Source organism: Streptomyces sp. NPDC107521, from assembly GCF_055598485.1.
Genome location: NZ_JBVKAT010000003.1, coordinates 171,977 through 198,508, shown reverse-complemented (window position 1 = coordinate 198,508; position 26,532 = coordinate 171,977). Strand labels below are relative to the sequence as shown.

The window sequence follows — 26,532 nt, the reverse complement described above, 5'->3', positions numbered from 1 at the left end:
GCGGCGCCCGGCGAGGGACGGCGCGCCCGGAGGCGAGAGGCAGCCGCGACGGCCTACGGGGCGCCGGAGCCCCGCGTTGCCCGGGAACTGCCCGGGCGCGCACCCTCGGTGAGGTCCCCGGGCGGTGTCCGCCCCGTTGTCGGCGCGGACGTGGCCGAGGGGCGACTTCACTCCGCGCCGGGCCGCGCCGGGCCGCGCCGGGCCGTGCCGGGCCGGGCCGCGCCGGGCCGGGCCGGGCCGTGCCGGGCCGTGCCGGGCCGGGCCGTGCCGGGCCGGGCCGTGCCGTGCCGTGCCGCGCCGGGCCGCGCCGTGCCGTGCCGCGCCGGGCCGTGCCGCGCCGTGCCGCGCCGGGCCGTGCCGCGCCGTGCCGCGCCGCGCCGTGCCGCGCCGCGCCGGGCCGGGCCGCGCCGTGCCGCCCGCCCGCCCGGCACGGTCGGGGAGGGCGAGCGACTCCGACCGGTCGGGCCCCGTGTCGTCGTCGCGCACCGCGATCACCGGCACCCCCGTCGACGCGCTGCCCGGCCGAGGACAGCGGGGCAAGCCGCGCTTGCTCCCGCTCGTCGAGCACCGTCACCAGCGGCAGGCGCATGCCGGCGCCCGCGAGTCCGGCGGAGGCGCCCCGACCGGACGCTCGCTCCCGGAGAAGTAGGGCTCGGGGGGACAAGCGGGACCGTGCCTCGGTGACCACGACGGCCACGGAGCCGTGCGCCGGGTGACCGGGGAGCGGGCGGTGGGGTGGGGGACGTGCCCGAGTTGCGTGACGGCGCGCTCCCCGGTGGCCCGGGAGCGGTCGCTGCCGCCGGGGTGAGCCGTTGATGACCCGGGAGACCGTGCCGAGGTCGACGCCGACACGGGCGGTCACACCGTTCAGGGCCAGTACCGGCAAGGCCCGGCAGGGCCCGTTCAGGATGGCCCAGTTCGGGGTGTGGGGCGGCGCCCGACGGCCCACCCCGGACGGGCGGGCGGTGCCGGACCGCCCCGGGGGCGGACGGCGAAGCGCCCCGGGGGCGGACGGCCGCTCGGCGGGGATCACCGTTCACCTTCCGGTGGGCGGTGGGGGCACCGGCCCGATTCCGGCCCAGCGGCCCCATGCGCCGCCCGCGAGGCTCCCCGCCGACCGCCCCAGGGCACCGGACCGGTCCTGACCTGCCGGGACACCGGGCGGCCGGAACCGGTGGCGGTCGAGGGCCGGGCAGCGGCGCGAAGCGTTCCCGTGCCGTGCCGCACACGCTCGCGCAACAACGCCGTCTTCAACTCTTGACACCCGCCCCCGGCACCGAGGAGTCTTCGGGGCAAGCCGCGTGGGAGCGTTCCCATGAAGTTCGGGGCCCTCCTTCCGCGCGGACCGAAACACCGTCGGTCCTTCCCTCCACCTCGCACCGCACAGCGCTGACCTGCCACTTCGCACCGTGCTCCGGGGCGCGCGGCTCCGGTCGGCGCGCGCCGGGAGGCGGGCCGGACCGCCGGACCCGGCGGCCCGATTCCTGAGGTCCCCGTTCCCCCCTGGAACAAGGAGTAGTGGAATGCGCATCACCCGAACCGGCGGTCGCGGCCGCAGAGCGGCGGTCCTGGCCACGTCGGTCCTCACGGCCTCGGCCCTGCTGCTGACCGGTTGCAGCGGCGACGACCCGGACTCCCCGGACTCCGACGGGAGGATCACCCTCAAGGTGGCCGACTTCGGGCAGTTCGGCTACAAGGAGGCCGGACTGTTCCGGAAGTACCAGGACCTCCACCCGGACATCGTGGTGAAGGAGGAGACCACCGCCAACGAGCAGGACTACTACCCGAAGCTCCTCCAGCAGCTCAACACCGGCAGCGGGCTGGGCGACGTCGTCGGGATCGAGGTGGCCCGCGTCAAGGAGGTCGTCGACACCCAGGCGGACCGGTTCGTGGACCTCAGGGAGAGCATCGACGTCGGCCAGTGGGTCGAGTGGAAGGCCCGGCAGGCCACCGCGCCCGACGGCAGGGTGATAGGCGCCGGGACGGACATCGGCCCGATGTCGCTCTGCTACCGCAGGGACCTGTTCGAGAAGGCCGGCCTGCCCGCCGACCGCGAGAAGGTCGCCGAGGCCGTCGCCGGCGGCTGGGAGGACTACCTCGCGCTCGGCGAGAAGTACCGGGAGAACGCCCCCGGCGGCACGTACTTCATGGACTCGGCCAGCGCCATGTTCAACGGCGTGGTCAGCTCCTCCGAGCAGCAGTACTACGGCTCCGACGGCAAGCCCGTCTACAAGGACAGCCCCGCCGTGCGGAAGGGCTGGCGCCTGGCCGCCGAGGCCGCCGAGAAGAAGCTGAGCCAGGGCCTCCCGCAGTTCCAGGACCCGTGGAAGGCGGCCCTGCGCAAGGGCAGCGTGGCCACCGTCGTGTGCCCGGCGTGGATGGCCCTGCAGATCGAGAACTACTCCGGCGACGACTTCCGGGGCAAGTGGGACATCGCCGCCGCGCCCGGCGGCACCGCGGCCAACTGGGGCGGTTCCTTCCTGGCGGTGCCCAGGAGCGGCAAGCACGTCAAGGAGGCCACCGAGCTGGTCGAGTGGCTGACCGCGCCCGAGCAGCAGGCCGCCGTCTTCAAGGCCGTCGGCGTCTTCCCGTCCAACCGGGGCGCGTACGAGATCGCGGACGTCAAGGACGCCGAGCTGCCCTACTTCAGCGACGCCCCGGTCGGCCGGATCTACGCCGAGGAGGCCGGGACCATCCCGGTGGCCGTGCTCGGCCCCAAGGACGGCGTGATCAAGGACACGATCTCCACCCAGATCACCAACATGGAGCAGCGCGGCACCAAGCCGGACGACGCCTGGAAGGCCGCCACCGAGGCGATCGACAAGGCCATCGGCTGAGGCGGGCCGCCGGCCGACGAGGGGCCGCCGACGGGCGCGCGGCCCCGCCCGCAGTGCCCCGGAGCCCGCGGCCCGCAGCCCGGTTTCTCCCCGGCGGGGGCCGCTCCCGCCGTCCTCTCTCCTCCCGCCCGCCTCCCCGCGGGGACCCGGTGCCGGAGCCGCCATCCGGGCACCGCCCCACCGGCCGCCATCCGCCCCCACCGGCGGGGACACCGACGCCCACGCCCCCGCCCCCGCCGATGCCCCGCCCCGCCGCCGCACCCGGCCCGCCTCCGCCGCCGTACCCGCCCCGCCGCCGTACCCGGCCCGTCCCACCCGGCCCGACCTCCCAGGGAAGGACCCCCTCCGTGGCAACGACCACCCCCGCACGGGGTGCCCACACCCCGCCCCGCCGCGGGCCCCGCGCGTGGCGCACCCGCCTGTGGCGACTCGACGACAAGGTCTCGCCGTACGCCTACATCGCCCCCTTCTTCCTCGTCTTCGGCGCCTTCGGGCTCTACCCGCTCCTCTACACCGGCTGGATCGCCCTGCACCGGGTGGAGATGACGGGCCTCGACCGGTCCGAATGGGTCGGCTGGGACAACTTCGCCAGGATCCTCCAGGACTCCGAGTTCTGGACGGCGGTCTCCAACACCTTCGTCATCGGCGTCCTGTCGACGGTGCCGCAACTGCTCGTCGCCCTGGGCCTGGCCCATCTGCTCAACTACAGGCTGCGCGCCAGCGCCTTCTGGCGGACCGTCGTCCTCACCCCCTACGCCACCTCGGTCGCGACCGCCGCCCTGGTCTTCGCCCTGGTCTTCCGGGCCGACGGCGGCCTCCTCAACTGGGTGCTCGGCTCCGTCGGACTCGGCGACACCGACTGGGGCAACGGCACATGGACCTCCAAGATCGCCATCTCGGTCATCGTGATCTGGCGCTGGACCGGCTACAACGCCCTGATCTACCTCGCGGCGATGCAGGCGGTCCCCACCGACCTGTACGAGGCGGCCTCCCTCGACGGGGCCTCGCGCTGGCAGCAGTTCCGCAGGGTGACCATCCCCTCGCTGCGGCCGACGATCCTGTTCACCGTCGTCATCTCGACCATCGGCGCCATGCAGCTCTTCGGCGAGCCGCTGCTGCTCCAGGGCGGCACGCTCGGCGCCGTCGGCGGCAGCGAGCACCAGTACGAGACGCTCAGCATCTACCTCTACAACTACGGCTGGAAGCTGGGCCATCTGGGACCGGCCGCCGCCGTGGCCTGGGCCATGCTCGCCCTGCTGCTGCTCATCGCCCTCATCAACTGGATCGTCGGCCGGGTCGCGCGCAGGAGCGCGGCGTGACGGGAGCGACAACGATGACCACGACCCACACCCCCGCCCCGGCCGGAACGGGCGCCGCCCCCCTGCCGCCCGTCCCCGCGCGCCGGGGCCCGCGGCTGCGGATCGGCGCGGGCCGGCAGCTCGACGGCGGCCCGCTCACCTATCTGGCGCTGGCCGTCGTCGGCCTGGGCTCCCTCTTCCCGCTGTACTGGACGCTGGTGGCCGCCTCGCACGACCAGCAGCGCGTCCTCGACGACCCGCCGCCGTTCGTGCCGGGCGGCGGACTGGGGAGCAACCTGGAGGCGGCCTGGGAGCAGGCCGGTCTCGGCAGGGCCATCGTCAACAGCGCCGTCGTGGCCGGCTCCGTCACCGCCGCCACGCTGCTGTTCTGCACCCTCGCCGGGTACGCCTTCGCCAAGATGCGCTTTCGCGGGCGGAACGCGCTGATGACCGCGGTCATCGCCACGCTCACCATCCCGCCGCAGCTCAGCGTGGTGCCGCTGTTCATGCTGATGTCCGACATCGGCTGGGGCGGACGGCTGGAGTCGGTGATCTTCCCGACCCTGGTCGGTGCCTTCGGCGTCTTCTTCATGCGCCAGTACCTGCTGGAGGCCCTGCCGTACGAGCTGATCGAGGCGGCCCGGGTGGACGGGGCGAGCAACCTCCGCATCGTGCGCAGTGTCGTGCTGCCCGCCGCCCGGCCCGCGATGACGGTGCTGGGCATGCTCACCTTCGTCCAGGCGTGGAACGACTTCTTCTGGCCCTTCCTCGCCCTCAGCCAGGAGAACCCCACCCTCCAGGTCGCCCTCGGCCAGCTCAGCGCCTCCTACACCCCCGACCAGAGCATCGTCATGGCCGGCGCGCTGATCAGCACCCTGCCGCTGCTGGTGGTCTTCGTGGTGTTCGGCAAGCAGATCGTCGGGGGGATCATGGCGGGCGCCGTCAAGGGGTGACCCGGCCGCCCGGCCCGTCCCCGTCCCCGTCCCCGCCCCGCCCCCGCCCCCACCCCCGCACCCGCACCCGCACCCACCCTCGCCCTCACCCCCGCGCCCGCCCCGCCGGGCACCCGCCCCGGCCCGCGCCGGAGCCGCCGGTCCCCACCGCACCGTCCCGCCGGCGCCCACCGGTGCCGACCGGCGCCCGGCATCCGCGCCGTCCGCACCACCACCGTCCGCACGAACCCGGCCGGGCCCCGCCGCACGGACCCGCCGGGCCCGCCGGGCCCGCCGGACCGGGCGCGCACCCCGCGCCCCCGTGCCGTCCCGTGTCCGGGCCACACCGCCCGGCCCTCCTCACGCCATTTGGGAGCGTTCTCACCATGACCGCCGTACGACCCGAGACCACCGCCCGCCCGGCCTCCGGCACCCCCTTCCCCGCCGGCTTCGTCTGGGGCACCGCCACCGCCGCCTACCAGGTGGAGGGGGCCGCCGCCGAGGACGGCCGCACCCCCTCCATCTGGGACACCTTCAGCCACACCCCCGGCAAGGTCCGCAACGGCGACACCGGCGACATCGCCGCCGACCACTACCACCGCTACCGCGACGACGTGGCCCTGATGAAGGACCTCGGACTGAGCGCCTACCGCTTCTCCGTCTCCTGGTCCCGGGTCCAGCCCACCGGCCGGGGCCCCGCCGTCGAACGCGGACTGGACTTCTACCGCCGCCTCACCGACGAACTCCTCGCCGCGGGCATCACCCCCGTCGCCACCCTCTACCACTGGGACCTCCCCCAGGAGTTGGAGGACGCGGGCGGCTGGCCGCACCGGGACACCGCCGACCGCTTCGCCGAGTACGCCGGCATCATGGCCCGCGCCCTCGGCGACCGCGTCGGCGTCTGGACCACCCTCAACGAGCCCTGGTGCAGCGCCTTCCTCGGCTACGGCTCCGGTGTGCACGCCCCCGGCCGCACCGACCCGGCGGCCACCCTGCGCGCCGCCCACCACCTGAACCTCGCCCACGGCCGCGCCGTGGGTGCCCTGCGCGCCGCCCTGCCCACGGCCGCCCAGGTCTCCCTCACCCTCAACCTGCACCAGGTGCGCCCCCTCACCGGCGCCCCCGGGGACGTCGAGGCGGCCCGCCGGATCGACGCCGTCGGCAACCGGATCTTCACCGGCCCGGTCCTCGACGGCGCCTACCCCGAGGACCTCCTCGCCGACACCGCCCACCTCGTGGACTGGGACGGCCTGGTCCGCGACGGCGACCTCGCCGAGACCGCCCGCCCCCTCGACCTGCTCGGCGTCAACTACTACGCGCCCACCGTGGTCTCCCGCCCCGCCGAGGGCTCCGGCGCCACCCGCGACGACGGCCACGGGGCCGCCGACCACTCCCCGTGGACCGGCTGCGACGACATCGCCTTCCACCTCGCCAACGACGATCTCACCGCCATGAACTGGGCCATCGACCCCGACGGGCTGCACACCCTGCTCACCGGGCTGGCCGCCGCCCATCCCGGACTGCCCCTGATGGTCACCGAGAACGGCGCCGCCTTCGACGACTACGTCTCCCCCGAGGGCGTGGTGAACGACCCCGAGCGCATCGCCTACCTCCACGCCCACCTGGACGCCGTACGGCGCGCCATCGCCGACGGCGCCGACGTCCGCGGCTACTTCCTCTGGTCGCTGCTGGACAACTTCGAGTGGTCCTACGGCTACTCGAAGCGCTTCGGCACCGTGTACGTCGACTACGCCAGCCAGCGCCGCATCCCCAAGGCCAGCGCCCACTGGTACGCCGGGGTGATCCGCCGCAACGCCCTGCCCGGCTGACGCCCCGGGGCCCCGGCCCCGCGCCGGCACGGCGGGCGGCCGGACCGTGCCGGCGCGGGGACGGGGGCGGGGACGGCGGGATGGGGAGAGCGGGGCGCGCGGGGCGGCTGCTGTTACATTCCAGGCCTCATTGCTGCGAGGGGAAGGCGACGGCCATGGCGGTCAACGGTGGGCGGAGCCGGGGCGCCAGGCGCCCGACCCTGGAAGAGGTGGCCGCCCGCGCCGGGGTCGGCCGCGGCACGGTCTCCCGGGTGATCAACGGCTCGCCCCGGGTGAGCGACACGACCCGGGCCGCCGTCGAGGCCGCCGTCGCCGAACTGGGCTACGTCCCCAACACCGCGGCCCGCGCCCTGGCCGCCAACCGCACCGACGCCATCGCCCTGGTGGTGCCCGAACCGGAGACCCGGTTCTTCGCGGAGCCGTACTTCTCCGACATGCTGCGGGGCGTGGGAGCGGAGATCTCCGACAGCGAGCTGCAACTGCTGCTGATCTTCGCGGGCAGCGACCGGGAGCGGCAGCGGCTCGCCCGGTACCTCGCCGCCCACCGGGTGGACGGGGTGCTGCTGGTCTCCGTGCACGCCGACGACCCGCTGCCCGACCTGCTGGCCCAGCTGGAGATCCCCGCCGTGATCAGCGGCCCCCGCTCCGCCGGGGAGACGCTGGCCTCGGTGGACTCCGACAACTACGGCGGCGCCCGCTCCGCCGTGGAGCACCTGCTCTCCCGGGGGCGCGACCGCGTCGCGCACATCACCGGCGCCCCCGACGTCTACGGTGCCCAGCGCCGCGTCGACGGCTACCGGGACGCGCTCAGGGAGGCGGGGCACGCCGAGGACGACGGGCTGATCGAGCCCGGTGACTTCACCGAGGAGGGCGGCCACCGCGCGATGGCGGAACTGCTGCGCCGCCGCCCGGGCCTGGACGCGGTCTTCGCCGCCTCGGACGTGACCGCCGCCGGTGCCCGCCGGGCGCTGCGCGAGGCGGGCCGCCGCATCCCGGAGGACGTGGCGCTGGTCGGCTACGACGACTCGGTCATCGCCCGCCACCTGGACCCGCCGCTCACCAGCGTCCGCCAGCCGATCGTGGAGATGGGCCGGGCCATGATCGACCTGCTGCTCGCGGAGATCGCCGCGCCCTGTCCGCCGGTGCCCGGCGCCGAGGCCCGCAGCCGGATCGTGCTCCCGACGGAACTGGTGGTCCGCGCCTCGTCCTGACCCGCCCCGGCCCGTGCCCCTGCCCGCCCCGGTGGGACGGGGCAGGGCATCCACGCGGACGAAAGCGAGGGGCCGGTGATCTTCTCGCGAAGATCACCGGCCCCTCGACCAGGGTGAGTGACGGGACTCGAACCCGCGGCATCCTGGACCACAACCAGGTGCTCTACCATCTGAGCTACACCCACCATGACCGGTGCTCGAACCCCTCGGTGAGAGGTCCGCGGGTTTCCCCGACCAGCCGAGAAAAAGTGTACAGGGTCCGAAGGGGTGCTCGCGCCCGCCTTTCCGCCGCCCCTACCCGGCGGGCAGGACGTGCCGCGCGGCGATGGTCCGGGCGGTGTCGCCGTCCGGACCGGGCTGCGGGACGAAGACGGCCTCGCGGTAGTAGCGCAGCTCCGCGATGGATTCGCGGATGTCGGCGAGCGCGCGGTGGTTGCCGTTCTTCTCGGGGCTGTTGAAGTACGCCCTCGGGTACCAGCGGCGGGCCAGCTCCTTGACGGAGGAGACGTCGACGATCCGGTAGTGGAGGTAGCCCTCCAGCGTGGGCATGTCGCGCAGCAGGAAGCCCCGGTCGGTGCCGACGGAGTTCCCGCACAGCGGCGCCTTGCCGGGTTCCTTCACGTACTCCTCGATGTACGCCAGGACCCGGGCCTCGGCGTCGGCGAGGGTCGTGCCGCCCTCCAGCTCGGCCAGCAGGCCGGACGCGGTGTGCATCTCCCGCACCACCTCCGGCATCGTCTCCAGGGCCCGGTCCGGCGGGCGGATGACGATGTCGACACCGTCCCCGAGCACGTTCAGTTCGGAGTCGGTGACGAGGGCGGCCACCTCGATGAGAGCGTCGTCGGACAGCGAGAGGCCGGTCATCTCGCAGTCGATCCAGACCATGCGATCGTTCATGCCGCAACCTTACGGCGCCCGTAGCGCCCTGTGACCGGGGCGTGCGGGGCCCGCCGCCCCGGGCCGGGGTGCGGAAGGGGGCGCGGGCCCGGCCGGGTCCGCGCCCCGGGCACGCCGGCCGGGCCCCGCGGGGCCCGGCCGGCGCCGCACCTGCCTAGGGCGCGCTGCGCTGCCCCGGCACGCTCGCCGCCGGGACGGGCACCGGGCTGCGGCGGGTCTGGAACGGCACCCCGTTCTCCGCCGTCAGCAGCGGCGGCATGCTCTCCGTGGGCAGGGCCACCCGCGCGGCGGCCTCGGCGTCGGCCTGCCGGTCGCCCTGCGGACGCCGGGCCCGGTAGGCGGCCCGGTAGGCGGCCGGGGACGAGCCGAGCTGGCGGCGGAAGTGCCCGCGCAGCGCCACCGGCGAGCGGAAGCCGCAGCGGCCCGCCACCTCGTCCACGGAGTAGTCGGAGGTCTCCAGGAGCCGCTGCGCCTGGAGCACCCGCTGGGTGATCAGCCACTGGAGCGGCGCGCTGCCGGTCAGCGACCGGAAGCGCCGGTCGAAGGTGCGGCGGCTCATGTACGCCCGCGCGGCCAGCGTCTCCACGTCGAACTGCTCGTGGAGGTGCTCCAGCGCCCAGGCGACGACCTCGGCGAGCGGGTCGGCGCCGATCTCCTCGGGTAAAGAGCGGTCGAGGTAGCGCTCCTGGCCGCCGTTGCGGCGCGGCGGGACCACCAGGCGGCGGGCCAGCGCGCCGGCCGCCTCGTTGCCGTGGTCCGTGCGCACGATGTGGAGGCACAGGTCGATACCCGCCGCGGTGCCCGCGGAGGTGAGCACGTCGCCGTCGTCCACGAAGAGTTCACGCGGATCGACGTGCACCGACGGATAGCGCTTGGCCAGCGTCGGCGCGTACATCCAGTGGGTGGTGGCCGGCCGGCCGTCCAGCAGTCCCGCCGCCGCCAGGACGAAGGCGCCGGTGCACAGCCCGACGATGCGGGCGCCCTCCTCGTGCGCCCGGCGCAGTGCGTCGAGCGCCTCCTCCGGTGGCGGTGAGGTGATCGACCGCCAGGCGGGCACCACGACGGTGCCTGCCCGGGAGATCGCCTCCAGCCCTTGTGGCGCGGTGAGTTCGAGACCGCCCGTGGTGCGCAGCGGGCCCTCTTCACCCGCGCACACCAGCAGGCGGTAGCGCGGTACGCCGGCGTCCTGGCGGTCGATGCCGAACACCGACAGCGGTATGGAACTCTCGAAGATGGGGCCGCCGCTGAACAGCAGCACCGCGACGATCTCCTTGCGGCGTCGCCCGGAAAGCTTCCGGGCCGCGGCTTCCGGCGCGGCAGTGGAGTCGTGGCTCATCCTGCTAAGCCCCCCTCGGTGGTCGCGGCTCCTCGGTCGTGTCGCTCCTGCACGTTTCCCCTTGGTCCTGCACGAGTCCCCCGCCGTAACAGTCAAGATCGAATCTACTGCGTCCCGTCATGCCCGGATGGCCGGTTCGGCACTTGGGACATTGCCGACATGGCAACTTGGCGTGAAGCATTCGATCACGAAGCGTTGCACTCCCGGACGCCGCAGGGAAGTGCGCCGTACGGCAGTGGCCAATCCCCGTAGGGTGCGCGGGGTCGCCGGGACCCTTTTTGTGCAGGTGGAACGGGGGTTGGGGGGCGGTCGGGGCAGGAGTTGGGCCACATGCGGAAGTTGGCTGAAAAGAGGCGTGTGCGTGCGCGGAAACCGGTCAGTCGTCCGGTCTGTTTTCCCGAATCCGCTGCTCCCGGGCCTCCGTTGCGAGGGTCCGGCGCTCCGTCCGGCGCAGCAGCAGCCGGCAGGCGCCCGTGACCGCGGCCAGTCCCACGGCCGTTCCCGCGGTACCCGCGAGCGAGGCGCCGTACCAGAGCAGCGCGACCGGGATCAGGAAGCAGCTGAAGGCCGCCCAGCGGACGGCGTCGGTGGTGCCGTACCGCGCGGAGGGGACCCGGCGGCCCGCAGGGGGCGCTGCCGGGGGGTCGCGCGGAGCGCACTCCGGGCGGCCGGGCGGCTCCCGTCCCGGGGGGCCGGTAGGGCAAGGGGCGCACGGGCCGGGACCGGACGGCAGGGGGTCCGGGGGCGGCCCGGAGTGCGGCGGTCCTGACGGGGGTGCGGGACGGCGGGGGTCGGGCGGCGGCTCGGCGGGCCGGTGCGGTCCGGGCATGAGGGCTCCCTGGGGCGAGGCTCACCCGGTTCAACGGCCGGGCGGCGCCCGGGTCACGACGCCGTGATCGCCACAGATTGTTGAATCCTGTGCAAACCGCCTGTACAGCACAGCAACCATTGCGTTACGGGCGCGGCCTCGGGCATGCTCCGGTGGACCCCACGACCGGGGGCCGCGGGATCAGGGCGAGGAGAGGAGTGCCGCCGTACCCTTGGGGGTATGGGGTTGGGAAGACGATTCCCGGACACAGCTCAGCCGCACCCTGTGGTCCCACCCAAAAAGGATTGACACGCCGAGACAGCCATGGCCGGTCACGAATTCTTCGACCCCGCGGACCGCAAGCGGCCCGTCGCCGAACCCACGGCGGCCGAGCCCCAGGCGGCCGAACAGCCACGTCAGCGATGCGACCCGGCCTTCAAGCACGGTGTCGTCGTCGGCTTCGACGGTTCCACGTCCAGTGAGCGCGCCCTCGCCTACGCCGTGGGCATGGCCCGCAGGCTCGCCGCCGGGCTGGTGATCGTGCACGTGGCCAACCGCCTGCCCACCACGGTCTGGGCGGGCTGCGAGCCCCCCGTCTTCGTCGACGTCCCGGACCACCGCACCGAGGTGCTCGGGCTGGAGCTGGCCTGCGCCGACCACCTCTGCGAGATCCCCTGGATCCTCGTCGAGCGCGGCGGCGACATCTGCCACGAACTGGAGGAGGTCGGCCGGGAGTACGAGGCGGACGCCATCGTCGTCGGTTCCAGCCACGGACTGGTGGGCCGCCTCTTCGGCTCCGTCGCCGGACGGCTCGCCAAGCGGGCCCGGCGCCCGGTCGTGGTCATTCCCTAGGGGGCGCCTCCTCCGGGCCGCGAGGGCCGTCCCCTCCGGGCCGCGAGAGTCGTCCCCTCCGGGTCGCGGTGGCCGTCCCGCCGGACCGTGCGGGCCGCCTCACGCCCGGCCGCGTCACGCCCCGGAATCCCCTCGCCGGGGGAGCCCCGGAGGGGGAGGTCCGGGGCCCCGGGGGCCCTTCCCCGAGGGGGCGGGCCCGGATTCCGCCGCGTCTCTCCTCCGGTGCCCGGCCGCACCCGCGCACCCCTCCCGCCCTGCCCGCCATCGCCCCCACCCCGTCCGGCCCGCCCGGCCCCGAGGCCACTGGGGCCACCGGTGTCACCGGGGCCCCGGGCTCGGGCGGGGCTCCCGTGCGCGCTCCCGGCGCGCCCCGGCGTGCGCTTCGCCGCCCCCGGTGAACCTACCGATGCGTACAGGTGTTTGGTCCCTTGTAAGGGGCATATAAGGCTCACCACAACTGCACATGGACGAAGGGAGCCCGCCGTGGACCAGCACGTCTCCGCGGGAAGCACCACCACCATCGTCGGCCGACTCGCCCTGGGGGTCACCCTGTTGGCCTTCGGCCTCGGCCACACCGCCGTCATCGACGGCGTCACGGCGGGCGACGCCGTGACCCTCGCCCGCCATGTCGGCGGCATCGCGCTGTTCCTCGTCGGGCTGCTGGCCCTGCGCGACCGCGACACCGCCTCCGGCACGGCCTTCACCGCCTTCGGCGCGCTCTGGTTCACCTGGGCGTCCGCCGCGTCCGGGGGCGGGGTCTCCGCCAACGCGGTGGGGCTGTTCCTGCTCCTGTTCGCCCTCGTGGCCCTCTCCCTCGCCGCCGCCGGCGGGGACCCGCTGTCGCGGGGCGGCCACGGGCTGTTCGCCGTGTCCCTGCTGCTGATCGCCCTGGCGTTCTTCTCCGAGAGCACGGCCCTCGCCAAGGCCGGCGGCTGGTTCGCCGTCGCCGCCGGGGCGGTCGTCTGGTACTCCGCCACAGCCGCCCTCGCCCACTGGCCCACGGCGCTGCCGCGGGGCCGGGCGGGGCGCCGGGCGACGGCGGTGTAACCGGCCGCCGCCCCGGGCGGCCGCCCGCGGGCCCCGGGTGCCGGTGGCGCACCCGAGGCCCGCGCGCTCCGTGCCCGCCCGGCGCGGAACGGCTACTCCACCGTCACCGACTTGGCGAGGTTGCGCGGCTTGTCGATGTCCCGGCCCAGGGCCAGCGCCGTGTGGTAGGCGAGGAGCTGGAGCGGGATGCCCATGAGGATCGGGTCCAGCTCGTCCTCGTTCTTCGGGACCACGATGGTGTGGTCGGCCTTCTCCTGCTCCCGGTGCGCCACGGCGAGGATGCGGCCCTCGCGGGCCTTGATCTCCTCCATGGCCGCGCGGTTCTTCTCCAGCAGGTCGTCGTCCGGCACGATCGCGACCGTCGGCAGGGCGGGCTCGACCAGGGCCAGCGGGCCGTGCTTCAGCTCGGAGGCGGGATAGGCCTCGGCGTGGATGTAGGAGACCTCCTTGAGCTTCAGGGACGCCTCGCGGGCGACCGGGTAGCCCCGCACCCGGCCGATGAAGAGCATCGAGCGGGCGTCGGCGTAGAGCGCGGCCAGCTCCCTGATCTCGTCCTCGCGCTCCAGCATCTCCGCGATCTGCGCCGGGAGCCGGCGCAGGCCCTCGATGATCCGCCGGCCGTCGCGCACCGACAGGTCGCGGGTGCGGCCCAGGTGCAGGGCGAGCAGCGCGAAGGCGACCGTCGTGTTGGTGAAGCACTTGGTGGACACCACGCACACCTCGGGCCCGGCGTGCACGTACATGCCGCCGCCGGCCTCGCGGGCGATCGCCGAGCCGACCACGTTGACCACGCCGAGCACCCGGGCGCCCTTGCGCTTCAGCTCCTGCACGGCGGCCAGGACGTCGTAGGTCTCGCCGGACTGGGAGACCGCGACGTACAGCGTGTCCGGGTCGACGACCGCGTTGCGGTAGCGGAACTCCGAGGCGGGCTCGGCGTCGGCGGGGATGCGGGCCAGCTCCTCGATCATCTGGGCGCCGATCATGCCCGCGTGGTACGAGGTGCCGCAGCCGAGGATCTTGACCCGGCGCACCGCGCGGGCCTCGCGGGCGTCGAGGTTGAGGCCGCCCAGGCGCACGGTGGAGAAGCGGTCGTCGATCCGTCCGCGCAGCACCCGGTCCACGGCCTCGGCCTGCTCGTGGATCTCCTTGTGCATGTAGGTGTCGTGGCCGCCCATGTCGTAGGAGGCGGCCTCCCACTCCACGGTGGTCGGCTCGGCGGTGGTGCTGGTGCCCTCGGTGGTGTACGTGCGGAAGTCCTCCGCGGTGAGGGTGGCCATCTCGCCGTCGTCCAGGGTGACTATCTGCCGGGTGTGGGCCACCAGCGCGGCGATGTCCGAGGCGACGAACATCTCCTTCTCGCCGATGCCGAGGACGACCGGCGAGCCGTTGCGGGCGACGACGATCCGCTCGGGGAAACCGGCGTGCAGCACGGCGATGCCGTAGGTGCCCTCGATCAGCCGCAGCGTCTCGCGGACCTTGTCCTCCAGCCTCTCCGCCTCGGACCGGGCGATGAGGTGGACGAGGACCTCGGTGTCGGTCTCGGAGGCGAACACGACGCCTTCCGCCTCCAGCTTGCGGCGCAGCTCGGCGGCGTTGTCGATGATGCCGTTGTGCACCACCGCGACCCGGTTGTCGGCGGACATGTGCGGGTGGGCGTTGACGTCCGAGGGGGCGCCGTGGGTGGCCCAGCGGGTGTGGGCGATGCCGGTGGTGCCCTTGAAGCGGGCCGGGACCCGGGCCTCCAGGTCCCGCACCCGCCCCTTGGCCTTGACCATCTTCAGCCCGGCCGCCTTCGGCGAGGTGACGACGATGCCCGCGGAGTCGTAGCCGCGGTACTCCAGCCGCTGCAGACCCTCCAGGAGCAGGGGCGCGACGTCACGCCTGCCGATGTATCCCACGATTCCGCACATGTGCAGGTATTCCCTCAGCCGTAGACGATGCGGCGCAGTTGACGGAGCGACAGCTCCGGGGGCGCGACCGCGCGGTAGCGCAGTTCCGCCGCGACCCGTTCGAAGATCGTCGCGTTCACCAGGCCCTGCGCCTGCAGCTCGCGGTGACGGCGACGGACGTACTCCACGGTCGTCTCGTCGAAGTAGGCGAGCACGTCCTGGACCACCCGCAGCGCCTCGCCCCGGCTCAGGGGGGTGGACCGCGTCAGGTGATCTACGAGTTCGTCGTGCACCCGCTAGATCCTGGAGTAATGAAAGGTTCTTTCGCAAGAATCCTGCCCGATTTCGGGCAGAGGTGGGGGGCCGGACTGCGCCGAGGGCCTCCGCAGGGGTCCTCCTCGGACCTCCGGAGCCTCCCCGGTCCGTGGGAACACCCCCGGACCTCCGGGAATCCTCCGTCTCCTTCCGGGCCGGATCCGGAACCGGGGCCCCGCGCCCGGGAACCCCGGAAGGGGGCACACGGCGGTGTGCCCCCTCCCCGGTGCCGGACCCGTCGTCCGGGGCGGGCGGCCCCGGCGCGGCCCGGCACCGCTCCCCGACCGGGACCGGGACGGAACCACGCGCGCGACGCGCCGGGGGACGGCGCGTCACGCCCTCACAGGAGTGCGCGCGCGGCGTCCGCCACGGCCTCCGCGGTGATCCCGAAGTGCGCGAACAACTCGTCGGCCGAGGCGCTGGCCCCGAACTCCTCCACGCAGACCGCGCGTCCGTCCAGTCCCAGCAGGTCGTACCAGCCCTGGCTGACCCCCGCCTCGACGACGACCCGCCGCCGCACCGAGGGCGGCACGACCGCGTCGCGGTAGGCGGCGGGCTGCTCGGCGAACCACTCCCGGCACGGCATGGAGACCACACGGGCCCGGATGCCGTCCTCCGTCAGCGCGCGGGCCGCCTCGACGGCGACCGCCACCTCGGACCCGGTGGCGATGACGACGACGTCGGGATCGCCCTCCCCCCGTCCCGGGGTCTCGTAGCGCACATAGCCGCCGCGCACCGCCCCCTCCGTCGGCCGCAGCCCGTCCCCGTCGTCCGGCAGGACCGGCAGGTCCTGCCGGCTGAGGCTGAAGCCCACCGGGCGACGCCGCTCCCCGAGCGCCTTCCACAGGGTGAGGGCGGCCTCGTTGGCGTCCGCGGGTCGCACCACGTCCAGCCCCGGCACGGCCCGCAGCGAGGCGAGGTGCTCCACCGGCTGGTGCGTGGGTCCGTCCTCGCCGAGACCGATCGAGTCGTGCGTCCACACGTAGAGGGCCGGCAGCCCCATCAGCGCCGCCAGCCGGACGGCCGGCCGCATGTAGTCGCTGAAGACGAGGAACGTCCCGCCGTAGGGGCGGCTGACGCCGGAGAGGGCGATGCCGTTCATCGCCGCGGCCATGAAGTGCTCCCGGATGCCCCAGTGGATCGTCCTGCCCGCCGGATCGGCGCCGGGCAGCGGGCTGGCGGCGGGGAGGAACGAGGACGCCGCGTCGACGGTGGTGTGGTTGGAGTCGCCGAGGTCCGCGGAGCCGCCCCACAGCTCCGGCAGCCGGTCCGCGGCCTCGCGCAGCGCCCTGCCGAACGCCTTCCGGGTGGCGACGGGGGAGCCCGGGGCGAACACCGGGCGCGCTTCCCCGAAGCCGTCCGGGAGCCGCCCGCTCCTGACGCGGGTCAGCAGGGCGTCGAGGTCGGGACGGTCCCGGGCCCAGCGGCCGAAGGCGCCCTCCCACTCCTCCCGTGCCCTCCGGCCCCGCTCCCGTGCCGACCGGGAGGTCCACTCGGACACCTCCGCCGGCACGGCGAAGGCGGCTTCGGGATCGGCTCCCAGGAGCGACTTCGCCTCGCGGACCGCCCGCGCGCCGAGGGCGGAGCCGTGCGAGGCCGCGGTGTCCTTCGCGCCGGGGACGGGCCAGGCGATGGTGCTGCGCATCACGATGATCGACGGCCGGGAGGTCTCCGCCGTGGCGGCCTCCAGCGCCTCCGACAGCCCGCGGACATCGATGTCACCGTCCGCGGCCAGGGCCACGCTCCGGACGTGCCAGCCCTGGGCGGCGTAGCGGGCGGCCACGTCCTCGCTGGTCGCCAGTGCGGTGCTGCCCTCGATCGATATGCGGTTGTCGTCGTGGACCACCACGAGGTTGCCGAGCCCCTGGTGGCCCGCGAAGGCGGCGGCCTCGGCGCTGACGCCCTCCTGGATGTCGCCGTCGGAGCAGAGCACGAAGACGCGGTGGTCGAAGGGGCTGGTGCCCTCCGGGGCGTCGGGGTCGAACAGCCCGCGCTCCCGCCGGGCGGCCATGGCCATGCCCACGGCGGTGGCGATGCCCTGCCCGAGCGGCCCGGTCGTGGTCTCCACACCGGGTGTGTGCCCCCACTCCGGGTGGGCCGGGGTGAGGCTGCCCTTCTTCCGGTAGCGGCGGAGGTCGTCGAGGGTGAGGGGGTAGCCGGCCAGGTGGAGCTGTATGTAGAGGGTGAGGCTGGAGTGGCCGCAGGAGAGCACGAAGCGGTCCCGGCCCGGCCAGCCGGGGTCGGCCGGGTCGTGCCGGAGGAAGCGGTGGAAGAGGAGATGGGCAGCGGGGGCCAGGGAGACCGCCGTTCCCGGATGGCCGTGGCCCGCCTCCTCGACGGCGTCCATGGCGAGGACCCGGGCGGTGACGACGGCCCGCCGGTCCTCGTCGGTCCAGCGGAAGGGGGCGGGGGCGGTCACGGACCGCTCCCCGGCCGGGTTCTCTACCACAGCGTGTATCCGCCGTCCACGACCAGGACCTCGCCCGTGACGAAGGAGGAGGCGGGGCTGGCCAGGTACAGGGCCGCCGGGGCGATCTCGGAGGCCTGTGCGTACCTCCGCATCGGCACCTCGTCGATCCAGTAGTGCCGGTACTCGGGGCGGTCGATGTCGGAGATCTCGGTCTTGGTGTATCCCGGCGCGATCGCGTTCACCCGCACCGAGTGCGGCGCCCACTCGGCGGCGAGGGACTTGGTCATGTGGTGCACACCGGCCTTGGAGACCGCGTAGGGCGCGTGCCACTGGGGCCGGTTGATGATCATTCCGGACATGGAGCCGACGTTGACGATCGCCCCCGCGCCCCGCCCGACCATGGCGGCACCGAAGACCTGGCTCGCCTTCCACACCGCGTCCAGGTTGGTGGCGAGCACCCGGTCCCAGTCCTCGTCGCTGAGGGACAGGGACTCGCCGTGGACGCCGATCCCGGCGTTGTTGACGAGGATGTCGACCGGGCCGAGCCGCTCGGTGACCCCGTCGCGCAGGGCGGTCAGGTCGGCCCGGCTGGTGACGTCGGCCCTCATCGCCATGGCCTCGGCGCCGGCGGCGACGAGTTCGGCGACGGCGCGCTCGTTGCGCTCCTCGTCCCGGCCCGCGATCGCCACGGCGGCGCCCGCCTCGGCGAACGCCGTGGCGATCGCCCTGCCGATGCCCCGGTTCCCTCCCGTGACGACGGCGACCTTGCCGTCCAGGCGGAAGCTGTCCAGTACGTTCATGCGGTGCGCTCCTCGATGGGGTGGTCCGGGCCGGCCGCGGAGACGACGCGCAGGACGCGGTCGGCGCGGTGCCCGGTACGGCCGATCAGCTCGGCGTTGGTCTGGTCGGAACCGTGGGAACGGTCGTGCGCCTCCTCGGCGGACCGCCCGTACGCCATGTGCCGGGAGACGAGGCGCCGCAGGCGGGTCTCCTCCCCGGGCTCCAGGAACCAGCAGGTGTCGAGCAGTCCGCGCACCTGGCCCCACGGCCCGTCCTCCACCAGGAGGTAGTTGCCCTCGGTGATGACGAGGGGGACCTCGCGGGGGACCGGCACGGCACAGGCGATGGACTCCTCCAGGCTCCGGTCGAACTGGGAGGCGTAGACGACGTCCTCGTCCCCGGCCCGGAGCCGGCGCAGGAGGCTGACGTACCCGGCGGCGTCGAACGTGTCGACCGCGCCCTTGCGGGGCCGTCTGCCCAGCCGGTCCAGCTCGGCGTTGGACAGGTGGAAGCCGTCCAGGCCGACGAGGGCGGCCCGGTCGCCCAGTGCCGAGGCCAGGACCTGGCCCAGGGTGGACTTGCCCGAGCCCGGCGCGCCGACGATGCCCAGGAGGGTGCGCCGCCCGGGGACGATCAGCGAGCGCGCCGCGGCGACGAGGGCCTCGGTGCCGACCTCCTCCGCCTCGGGCGGGGTGCCGCCGGTACCTCTGTCGCGGCTCATCGCCGCTCTCCCTTCTGCTCCGCCGAGGTCCCCGCCGGACCGTCGGCCGGACGGGTGTGCGCGCCGCCGGTGTGGACGGGGTCGGGTTGTTTGGCCCCGGTCATGATCGCGACGGCCTCCTCCATGGAGATGTTCTGCGGCTCGACGAGCGCGATGCGGCGCCCCAGCCGGTGGATGTGGATGCGGTCGGAGACCTGGAACACGTTGGGCATGTTGTGGCTGATGAGCACGACCGGCAGGCCGCGGTCCCGCACGCGCAGGATGAGGTCGAGGACCTGGTTGGTCTCCCGCACGCCCAGGGCGGCCGTCGGCTCGTCCATCACCACCACCCGTCGCGCCCACGCGGCGACCCGGGCGACCGCGACGGCCTGGCGCTGCCCCCCGGAGAGGGTCTCCACCTTCTGGGCGATGGACTGCACCCGGATGCCGAGTTCCGCCATCTGCCGGGCGGACTCGTGCCGCATCCCGCGCCGGTCGAGCTGCCGGAACACGGTGCCCAGCACCCCCTTGCGGCGCTGCTCCCGGCCCAGGTAGAGGTTCTGCGCGATGTCGAGGGCCGGGGCGACGCCCAGCTCCTGGTAGACGGTCTCGATGCCGGCCCGCCGCGCGTCCAGCGGGTTGCGGAACTGCACGGGCTCCCCGTCGAGCCGCAGGGTGCCCGAGTCGGGGACGACCGCGCCGGTCAGCGACTTGATGAGGGTGGACTTGCCCGCCCCGTTGTCGCCGATCACCGAGAGGATCTCGCCGGGACGCAGGTCGAAGTCGCAGTCGTCCATGGCGACGACGTGCCCGTAGTGCTTGGTCAGCCCGCGTGCCTCCAGCACGTTGGCCGTGGGGTCGGTGGCCTTCACCGCACCTGCCTCCTTCGCACGAGGCGGTCCACGCCCACCGCGACGATCACCAGGACGCCGGTCGCGACCTGCTGGTAGAGCGAGTCGATGCCCGCCTGGGTGAGGCCGTTCTGGAGCACCGTCACGATCAGCGCGCCGATGAGCGTCCCCACGACGCCGCCCCGGCCCCCGAAGAGGCTGGTGCCGCCGATGACGACCGCGGTGATGCTGTCGAGGTTGCCGTTCACGTACCCGCTGGGATCGGCGGTCGGCGTGCGGCCCAGCGCCTGCCACGCCGCGAGGGCGTAGACCAGCCCGGCGACCACGTACACGCTCAGCAGGACCCGCCGGACCTTGATCCCGGCCAGCTCGGCCGACCTCGGGTTGTCGCCGACGGCGTAGACCCGCACCCCCCAGGAGGTCTGGCTGAGGGCGTATCCCAGCAGCGCGGTGAGCCCGATCCAGAGCATCACCCCGTAGGTGATGGTCACCCCGCCGATCACCGGTCCGTCGTTCAGCGCGGTGAGGAAGCCGGAGGTGATGGGGTAGCTCTGGGAGTTGGTGTAGAGGCGCGCCGCGGCCATGACCACCGACATGACGCCGAGCGTCACGATGAACGGCGGCAGCTTCAGCCAGGACACCAGCGCGCCGTTGACGGCACCGAGCGCCAGGCAGACCAGCACACCGAGCATGGCCGCGAGAACGGGGTCGTGGCCGACGGCCATCTTCCCGATGACCACGGAGCCCAGCACCATGATGGCGCCGTTGGCGAGGTCGATCCCCGAGGTCAGGATGATCAGGGTCTGGCCGAGCGCCAGGGTGCCGACCACGACGGACTGCTGGGCGATCAGCGCCAGGTTGTCGGGGTTGAAGAAGGTGGTGGTGGTGAGGCTGAAGACGACGACCGCGACCACGAGGGCCAGCAGCGGCCCGAAGATCTGGTGGGCGACCAGGCCGCGCAGGTCCCGCCGCGGGTGGAGGGGTGCCTCCAGCGCGGCGACGTCGGGTGCGGACGGGCCCGTCACTTCGGTCCCCAGCAGTGCTCAAGACCCCATTCCGAGGTCTCGGAGGGGAGACCCTCCACCGGGCTGTCGGTGATGAGCGCGGTCCCGGAGTCGATGACGCCGCCCTTCGGCTTCGTCCCGTCCTCCAGGAAGGCGGCGACGGCCTCGACCGCCTTCTCGCCCATGCGGTCCGGGAACTGCATGGCCGTGGCGCCGATCACGCCCTTCTTGACGTCCTGCACACCGCTGCACGCGCCGTCGACCGAGACCAGCACGGTCTTGCCGCTCAGGCCCTTGTTCCCGATGGCGGTGTGGGCGCCGCGGGCGGCCGGCTCGTTGATCGTGTACACCACGTTGATGTCCGGGTGCGCCGACAGCAGGTTCTCCATCTCCTGCTGCCCGGTGTCCTCGGTCCCCTTGGTCAGGGCGCTCCCGGCCAGGGCGGACTTGGAGATGCCGTAGCCGGCCAGGAAGCCCTCGTGCCGGTCCGCCGCCGGGCCGTCCGAGAGGTCGAAGTCGAGCATCGCGACGCGCGGCTTCGCCGGCGAGGAGGCCTTGGCCCACTGGCCGATGAGCTTTCCGGCGGCGACGTTGTCGGTGGCGAAGGTGGCGTCCGCGACGCTCTCGGGGCTGAGCGGCGCGTTGACCGCGAGGACCAGGATGCCCTGGTCCTTGGCGCGCTGGAGGACCCCGTTGAGGGCGGTGGCGCTGGCCGGGGTGACGACGATCGCCTTCACCTTGTTGGCGATCATGTTCTCGATGGCCGTGACCTGTGTCGCGGAGTCGCCCGGCGTCTTGGCCTCGGCCTTCATGACCTTCCAGCCCTTGGCCTTGGCGGCGTCCTCGGTCGCCTTCTCCAGCGTGCCGAAGAACGGGTTGCTGAGGTTCAGGGCGACCACGCCGATGGTGGGCTTCCCGTCGGAGCCGGCCCCGCCGTTCCCGCCGCAGGCGACGGCGGCGAAGGCGACGGCGAGGGTGAGGGCCGAAACCCTGAGCCCGGTGGAGCGAGGAGCACATCTGACGTTCTTCATTGACCCGGTCCTCATTGGTTGGCGCCGCCCGTCGTGCCCCATGGGCTCCCGATGTCCTGAGATCGGTCGGTACGACGGGATGTTGCGTTGATGCTGCGCATGATTAGGTTTTCTGTCAAGCATAAGTCTGGGATTTATGCGTGCTGACTGACATAATAAAGTCGTTGGCTGTGCTGATCGCTGATGGGCCGATCACTGAGGGAACGGGAGCACGATGACCGGTAGAACGCCTGCGGCCACGCCGGGGTCGGGGCCCTGGCACCCCGACGACGGACCGGGCCGCATTCTCGAACTGATCACGAGCGGCCGGGCGCGGACGCGCAGCGGCATCGCGCGGATCACCGGGCTCTCGCGGTCGACCGTGGGCCAGCGGCTCGACGCGCTGTTCGAAGCCGGTCTGGTGCGGGAGGGCGGGGCCAGCACATCGGCGCGGGGCCGTCCCTCGCGCGCGCTCCACCTGAACGAGACCGCGGGCATCGTCATCGCCGTCGACATCGGCGAATCGCGCACCCGCGTGGCGGTCACCGACCTGGAGGCGAGGGTCCTCGCCGACGCCGTGGAGCCGCTCGCCCTGAGCGAGGGCCCCGAGGCGCTGCTCGGCAGGATCACGGAGACGGTGCACGAGGTCGTCCGGGACGCCGGTGCCGGGGGGAGGCCGATCGCGGGCATCGGCTTCGGGCTGCCCGCCCCCGTCGACTACGAGGCCGGGCACGTGCTCGGCTGGTCCATCATGACCGGCTGGGACACCTATGACATCCGCGCCCACCTCCGCGCCGACTGGCCGGTCCCCATCCTCATCGACAACGACGTCAACCTGCTCACCCTCGCGGAGCACCGGCGCTTCTGGAGCGACCGGCGGAACCTGCTCTACATCAAGGCCGGGACCGGGGTCGGCAGCGGCATGGTGATCGACGGCCGCGTCCACCGGGGGAGCCAGGGCGCGGCCGGGGACATCGGGCACGCGCACGTGAGCGGATTCGGGGACCCCCAGTGCCGCTGCGGCAACCAGGGGTGCCTCGAATCACTCGTCGGCGGCTGGGCGCTGGCCCGCGACCTCGGCGGCGGCCGTCCCGGCGAGGAGGGGGACGCCCGCTCCGTCGTCGAGCACGTCAGACGTGGCGACAGCCGCGCGATCGCCGCGCTCAGGAAGGCCGGCCGGGTGCTGGGCGAGTCCGCCGCCTACGCCACCAGCCTCCTCAACCCGGACGTCATCGTCCTGGGCGGGCTGCTCGGCACCACGGGGGGCCATCTGATGGCCGGTGTCCGCGAGGTCGTGTACCAGCGCTCGCTGCCGCTGGCCACCCGGCAGTTGCAGATCGTTCCCACCCGGTACAAGTCCCATGCCGGGATCACCGGGGCGGCCTACCTCGTGCGCGACCACGTGCTGGCGCCCGCCACGCTGGACTCGGCGCTCGCCGCGGGCAGTTCGCCGTTCCCCGCGCCCTGACACCGGCGCGTCACCGCGCTGCGGCGGCACCCGGGGGCCGGCGGGGGTGAGCGGCGCGGAGGCGGGGCCCGGGGCCGCCTCCGCGGCTACATGCGCCGCAGCACCGCCCGCTTGGCCGCCGTGAACTCCTCGTCCGTCAGGACGCCCGAGCGGTGCAGGTCGCCCAGTTCGCGCAGGCGGCGCAGCAGGGCGTCGTGGTCGGCCTCGCCGGGCGGGGCCGCGGGAACCGCCGGGCCGGGGGCCGGGGTGCCGGGCCCGGTGGCGGCCGGGGCGGCGGTCCCGGTGGCCGGCGGGTCCGCGGGCGCCGGGCGGCGGGCGGGGTGGGGGAGGCGGGCCTGGACGGCGGCGGCCACCAGCGCCATCAGCGGGTCCTTGCGGAAGCCCCACAACTCCACCGCGTTCGGGTCGTACTTGGGCGGCACCTTCGCCGGCACGCCCCGCACGGTGAAGCGCAGGTGCCCGTTCTCCAGGCCCGCCGACGGCCGCCACTCCACGCCGGTGATGTCCGCCAGCGCCAGGGTCCGCGGGCCGCCCGCCGACTTGGCGTCCTCCGCCTGCCACTTCCACTCCAGGCGCACCACCTCGCCGTCGAAGCCCGCCGTCCCGTCACCGGCCGACACCGACAGGGGCACGGACGGCCCCGGCAGCAGATAGGAGTCGACCGGGTCCGGGGGGACGCCGTCCAGCAGCAGGGCGTTGCGGACCTCGTCCACCAGGTACTCCGCGACGCCGTGGCGGTCGGGCTCCACCGCCAGTTGGTACGGGTCGTGCGGCTCGGCCAGCCGGCCGCCGGTCGCCAGCAGCAGCGGGTCCGCGCCGTCCCGCAGCCGCAGCCGCAACCGGCCCGAGCGGCGGCCGTGTTCGAACGAGAGGCCCGCCAACGCGGCCAGTGGGACGGTCAGTTCCCCCAGCTCCCGGCGGAGCGGTCCGACCCCTCTCTCGCGGCCCGGCGTGAGCCGCAGCGCCTCGCCGTCGAAGACCCAGGTCCCGTCCCGCTGGATGATTTCCGCCATACGGAGATTGTTCCACCGCTTCCGCGCGGGGCCGTTGACGGGGGAGAGTGGTCCATACCAGTCGGGCCCCGCCGACGGTCCCGGCCGCCGCACCACGGCGGCGGGCCCCGCGGCCGGTCACCGCCCGCCGTGTCCGCTCGACCGAGCGCGCCCCGCCCGCACCCCTCTCCGACGCCCCCGACCCGTACCCGCACCCGGCCGCCCCGGCCCGTCCGCACCGGCCCCGCCCGCCACCGTCCGTCCCGTTCCACCCGTTCCACCGCTCCACCCCGTTCCGATCCATCCGTTCCCCCTCTCGTGAAGGGAGTGCGTGTGAGCCCGCTTCTCCGGCGCCGCGACACGACCCCCCGGACGTCCCGCCTCCTCGGCGCGCTGCTGCTCGTGGCCGCCGCCGGGGCGCTCGCCACCGGAGCGGTGCCCACCGGGGGCACCGCCGACGCCGCGTCCGCCCCCCGGGCACCGGGCCTGACCCCGCTGGACCGGGTGATACCCGCGCCCGCCGCCGTCCGCCCCGCGGGCGGCCCGTACACCGTCACCCCGGGCACCCACATCCGCGTCGACGGCGACCCGGAGACGCTCCGGATCGCCGAGTACCTCGCGGACGTCCTGCGCCCCTCCACCGGCTTCCGGCTCCCCATCACCGACCGGGGCTACGGCGGCATCCGGCTCCGCCTGGCCGACGGCCCCCACGGCGCCGAGGGGTACCGCCTCGACAGCGGACCCGACGGCGTCGTCGTCACCGCGGGCAAGCCCGCCGGGCTCTTCCACGGTGTCCAGACCCTGCGCCAGCTCCTGCCCGGCACCGTCGAGGCGGACACCGTCCAGCTCGGCCCCTGGAGGGTCGCCGGCGGCACCATCGAGGACACCCCGCGCTACGCCTGGCGCGGCGCCATGCTCGACGTCTCCCGGCACTTCTTCGGCGTCGACACCGTCAAGGAGTACATCGACCGGCTCGCCCTCTACAAGATCAACAAGCTGCACCTGCACCTCAGCGACGACCAGGGCTGGCGCATCGCCGTCGACTCCTGGCCCCGCCTGACCAGCCACGGCGGCTCCACCGCCGTCGGCGGCGGTGCCGGCGGCTTCTACACCAAGGCCGACTACCGGGAGATCGTCCGCTACGCCGCCTCCCGCCACCTGGAGGTCGTCCCCGAGATCGACCTGCCGGGCCACACCAACGCGGCCCTCGCCTCCTACGCCGAGCTGAACTGCGACGGCGTCGCCCCGCCGCTGTACACCGGCATCAAGGTCGGCTTCAGCTCGCTGTGCGCCGAGAAGGAGGTCACCTACGACTTCGCCGAGGACGTGGTGCGCGAGCTGGCCGCCCTCACCCCGGGCCGCTATCTGCACATCGGCGGCGACGAGGCGCACTCCACCAGCCACGACGACTACGTGACCTTCATGGACCGGGTGCAGCCCCTCGTCGCGAAGTACGGCAAGACCGTCGTCGCCTGGCACCAGTTGTCCGGTGCCACCCCGGCCAAGGGCGCCCTCATCCAGTACTGGGGGATGGACCGCACCGGCGACCCCGAGAAGGCGCGGGTCGCCGAGGCCGTGAAGAACGGCGCCGGGCTGATCCTGTCCCCGGCCGACCGGACCTACCTCGACATGAAGTACACCAAGGACACCCGGCTGGGTCTGTCCTGGGCCGCGCTGGTGGACGTCCGCCGCGCCTACGACTGGGACCCGGGGGACTACCTGCCGGACGTCCCCGCCTCCGCGGTCACCGGGGTGGAGGCGCCGCTGTGGACGGAGACCCTCTCCGAGCCGGACGAACTGGAGTACATGGCCTTCCCGAGGCTGCCCGGGATCGCGGAACTCGGCTGGTCCCCGGCCGCGACCCACGACTGGGACGCCTACAAGGTGCGGCTCGCCGCGCAGGGCCCCCGCTGGGAGGCCATGGGCATCGACTACCACGCCGCCCCGCAGGTGCCCTGGCCCCGCGACTGACGGCGGGCCGCCCGCCGACGGGACGGGGGCACCGGCGGTGTGCGCCGGTGCCCCCGCCCGGGGCGGGACCGCCCCGCGTGCGGTCCGCCGCCTCC

Annotated in this window: 20 protein-coding genes and 1 tRNA gene; 9 read left to right on the top strand and 12 right to left on the bottom strand. The window is 74.1% G+C overall.

Translation table 11 applies throughout. The features are described 5' to 3' along the window. The first annotated feature begins 1,523 nt into the window (after nucleotides 1-1,523). From ACZ7LB_RS06885 to ACZ7LB_RS06865, 5 genes are all read left to right on the top strand, one after another. Complete coding sequence (locus ACZ7LB_RS06885) at nucleotides 1,524-2,837, top strand: ABC transporter substrate-binding protein (protein WP_471465791.1); 1,314 nt, start codon at nucleotides 1,524-1,526, stop codon at nucleotides 2,835-2,837. A gap of 347 nt (nucleotides 2,838-3,184) precedes the next feature. Then, nucleotides 3,185-4,156: a carbohydrate ABC transporter permease gene (locus ACZ7LB_RS06880; RefSeq protein ID WP_471465789.1), complete on the top strand. Its 972-nt coding sequence runs from the start codon at nucleotides 3,185-3,187 to the stop codon at nucleotides 4,154-4,156. A gap of 14 nt (nucleotides 4,157-4,170) precedes the next feature. After that, nucleotides 4,171-5,088: a carbohydrate ABC transporter permease gene (locus ACZ7LB_RS06875; protein WP_471465787.1), complete on the top strand. Its 918-nt coding sequence runs from the start codon at nucleotides 4,171-4,173 to the stop codon at nucleotides 5,086-5,088. A 365-nt stretch (nucleotides 5,089-5,453) separates the two neighbouring features. Then, nucleotides 5,454-6,896: a GH1 family beta-glucosidase gene (locus tag ACZ7LB_RS06870; RefSeq protein WP_471465785.1), complete on the top strand. Its 1,443-nt coding sequence runs from the start codon at nucleotides 5,454-5,456 to the stop codon at nucleotides 6,894-6,896. A 155-nt stretch (nucleotides 6,897-7,051) separates the two neighbouring features. Further along, entirely contained in the window at nucleotides 7,052-8,107 is a 1,056-nt protein-coding gene (locus tag ACZ7LB_RS06865; protein WP_471465783.1) for a LacI family DNA-binding transcriptional regulator, read from the top strand. Nucleotides 8,108-8,219: 112 nt separating this feature from the next. Here ACZ7LB_RS06865 and ACZ7LB_RS06860 read toward each other — a convergent pair. The 3 genes from ACZ7LB_RS06860 to ACZ7LB_RS06850 all read right to left on the bottom strand — a co-directional run bounded on the left by ACZ7LB_RS06860 (nucleotide 8,220) and on the right by ACZ7LB_RS06850 (nucleotide 10,340). Next, nucleotides 8,220-8,292: transfer RNA gene (locus ACZ7LB_RS06860), tRNA-His, on the bottom strand. A gap of 109 nt (nucleotides 8,293-8,401) precedes the next feature. Then, a complete protein-coding gene (gene orn / locus ACZ7LB_RS06855) occupies nucleotides 8,402-9,004 on the bottom strand; it encodes an oligoribonuclease (RefSeq protein WP_471465781.1) in 603 nt (200 codons plus the stop codon). 154 nt (nucleotides 9,005-9,158) lie between these two features. Then, nucleotides 9,159-10,340: a helix-turn-helix domain-containing protein gene (locus ACZ7LB_RS06850; protein ID WP_471465779.1), complete on the bottom strand. Its 1,182-nt coding sequence runs from the start codon at nucleotides 10,338-10,340 to the stop codon at nucleotides 9,159-9,161. 1,132 nt (nucleotides 10,341-11,472) lie between these two features. Here ACZ7LB_RS06850 and ACZ7LB_RS06845 point away from each other — a divergent pair. Beyond that, nucleotides 11,473-12,000 carry a universal stress protein gene (locus ACZ7LB_RS06845; RefSeq protein ID WP_471465777.1) on the top strand — a complete coding sequence of 176 codons (528 nt, stop codon included), beginning with the start codon at nucleotides 11,473-11,475 and terminating at the stop codon, nucleotides 11,998-12,000. 483 nt (nucleotides 12,001-12,483) lie between these two features. Next, entirely contained in the window at nucleotides 12,484-13,047 is a 564-nt protein-coding gene (locus ACZ7LB_RS06840; RefSeq protein ID WP_471465776.1) for a GPR1/FUN34/YaaH family transporter, read from the top strand. Nucleotides 13,048-13,139: 92 nt separating this feature from the next. Here the strand turns inward: ACZ7LB_RS06840 and glmS are convergent, their stop codons facing one another. The 8 genes from glmS to ACZ7LB_RS06800 form a co-directional block, all read right to left on the bottom strand. Continuing rightward, nucleotides 13,140-14,957, bottom strand: coding sequence for a glutamine--fructose-6-phosphate transaminase (isomerizing) (gene glmS / locus ACZ7LB_RS06835; RefSeq protein ID WP_471465774.1), 1,818 nt, complete (start codon nucleotides 14,955-14,957; stop codon nucleotides 13,140-13,142). Between the two features lie 14 nt (nucleotides 14,958-14,971). Beyond that, entirely contained in the window at nucleotides 14,972-15,229 is a 258-nt protein-coding gene (locus ACZ7LB_RS06830) for a hypothetical protein (protein WP_471465772.1), read from the bottom strand. Nucleotides 15,230-15,591: 362 nt separating this feature from the next. Further along, the gene (tkt, locus tag ACZ7LB_RS06825) at nucleotides 15,592-17,670 is read right to left on the bottom strand and encodes a transketolase (protein ID WP_471465770.1); all 2,079 of its coding nucleotides are present in this window, start codon (nucleotides 17,668-17,670) and stop codon (nucleotides 15,592-15,594) included. A gap of 23 nt (nucleotides 17,671-17,693) precedes the next feature. Beyond that, nucleotides 17,694-18,461: an SDR family NAD(P)-dependent oxidoreductase gene (locus ACZ7LB_RS06820; RefSeq protein WP_471465768.1), complete on the bottom strand. Its 768-nt coding sequence runs from the start codon at nucleotides 18,459-18,461 to the stop codon at nucleotides 17,694-17,696. Then, nucleotides 18,458-19,162 carry a nucleoside/nucleotide kinase family protein gene (locus ACZ7LB_RS06815; protein ID WP_471465766.1) on the bottom strand — a complete coding sequence of 235 codons (705 nt, stop codon included), beginning with the start codon at nucleotides 19,160-19,162 and terminating at the stop codon, nucleotides 18,458-18,460. The genes ACZ7LB_RS06820 and ACZ7LB_RS06815 overlap by 4 nt, the downstream gene beginning before the upstream one ends. Beyond that, nucleotides 19,159-20,013, bottom strand: a complete 855-nt coding sequence (locus tag ACZ7LB_RS06810; protein ID WP_471465764.1) for an ATP-binding cassette domain-containing protein — start codon at nucleotides 20,011-20,013, stop codon at nucleotides 19,159-19,161. The genes ACZ7LB_RS06815 and ACZ7LB_RS06810 overlap by 4 nt, the downstream gene beginning before the upstream one ends. Next, nucleotides 20,010-21,017, bottom strand: coding sequence for an ABC transporter permease (locus ACZ7LB_RS06805; RefSeq protein ID WP_471465762.1), 1,008 nt, complete (start codon nucleotides 21,015-21,017; stop codon nucleotides 20,010-20,012). The genes ACZ7LB_RS06810 and ACZ7LB_RS06805 overlap by 4 nt, the downstream gene beginning before the upstream one ends. After that, nucleotides 21,014-22,027: a substrate-binding domain-containing protein gene (locus tag ACZ7LB_RS06800; protein ID WP_471465760.1), complete on the bottom strand. Its 1,014-nt coding sequence runs from the start codon at nucleotides 22,025-22,027 to the stop codon at nucleotides 21,014-21,016. The genes ACZ7LB_RS06805 and ACZ7LB_RS06800 overlap by 4 nt, the downstream gene beginning before the upstream one ends. A 214-nt stretch (nucleotides 22,028-22,241) precedes the next feature. Here ACZ7LB_RS06800 and ACZ7LB_RS06795 point away from each other — a divergent pair, with 214 nt between their 5' ends. Beyond that, nucleotides 22,242-23,474: an ROK family protein gene (locus ACZ7LB_RS06795; RefSeq protein ID WP_471465758.1), complete on the top strand. Its 1,233-nt coding sequence runs from the start codon at nucleotides 22,242-22,244 to the stop codon at nucleotides 23,472-23,474. 86 nt (nucleotides 23,475-23,560) lie between these two features. On the opposite strand, the gene ACZ7LB_RS06790 is transcribed toward ACZ7LB_RS06795, so the two are convergent. Beyond that, a complete protein-coding gene (locus ACZ7LB_RS06790; protein WP_471465756.1) occupies nucleotides 23,561-24,487 on the bottom strand; it encodes a DUF4429 domain-containing protein in 927 nt (308 codons plus the stop codon). A 312-nt stretch (nucleotides 24,488-24,799) separates the two neighbouring features. On the opposite strand from ACZ7LB_RS06790, the gene ACZ7LB_RS06785 reads away from it, so the two are divergent. Then, nucleotides 24,800-26,437, top strand: a complete 1,638-nt coding sequence (locus tag ACZ7LB_RS06785) for a beta-N-acetylhexosaminidase (RefSeq protein ID WP_471465755.1) — start codon at nucleotides 24,800-24,802, stop codon at nucleotides 26,435-26,437. Nucleotides 26,438-26,532 lie beyond the last annotated feature (95 nt).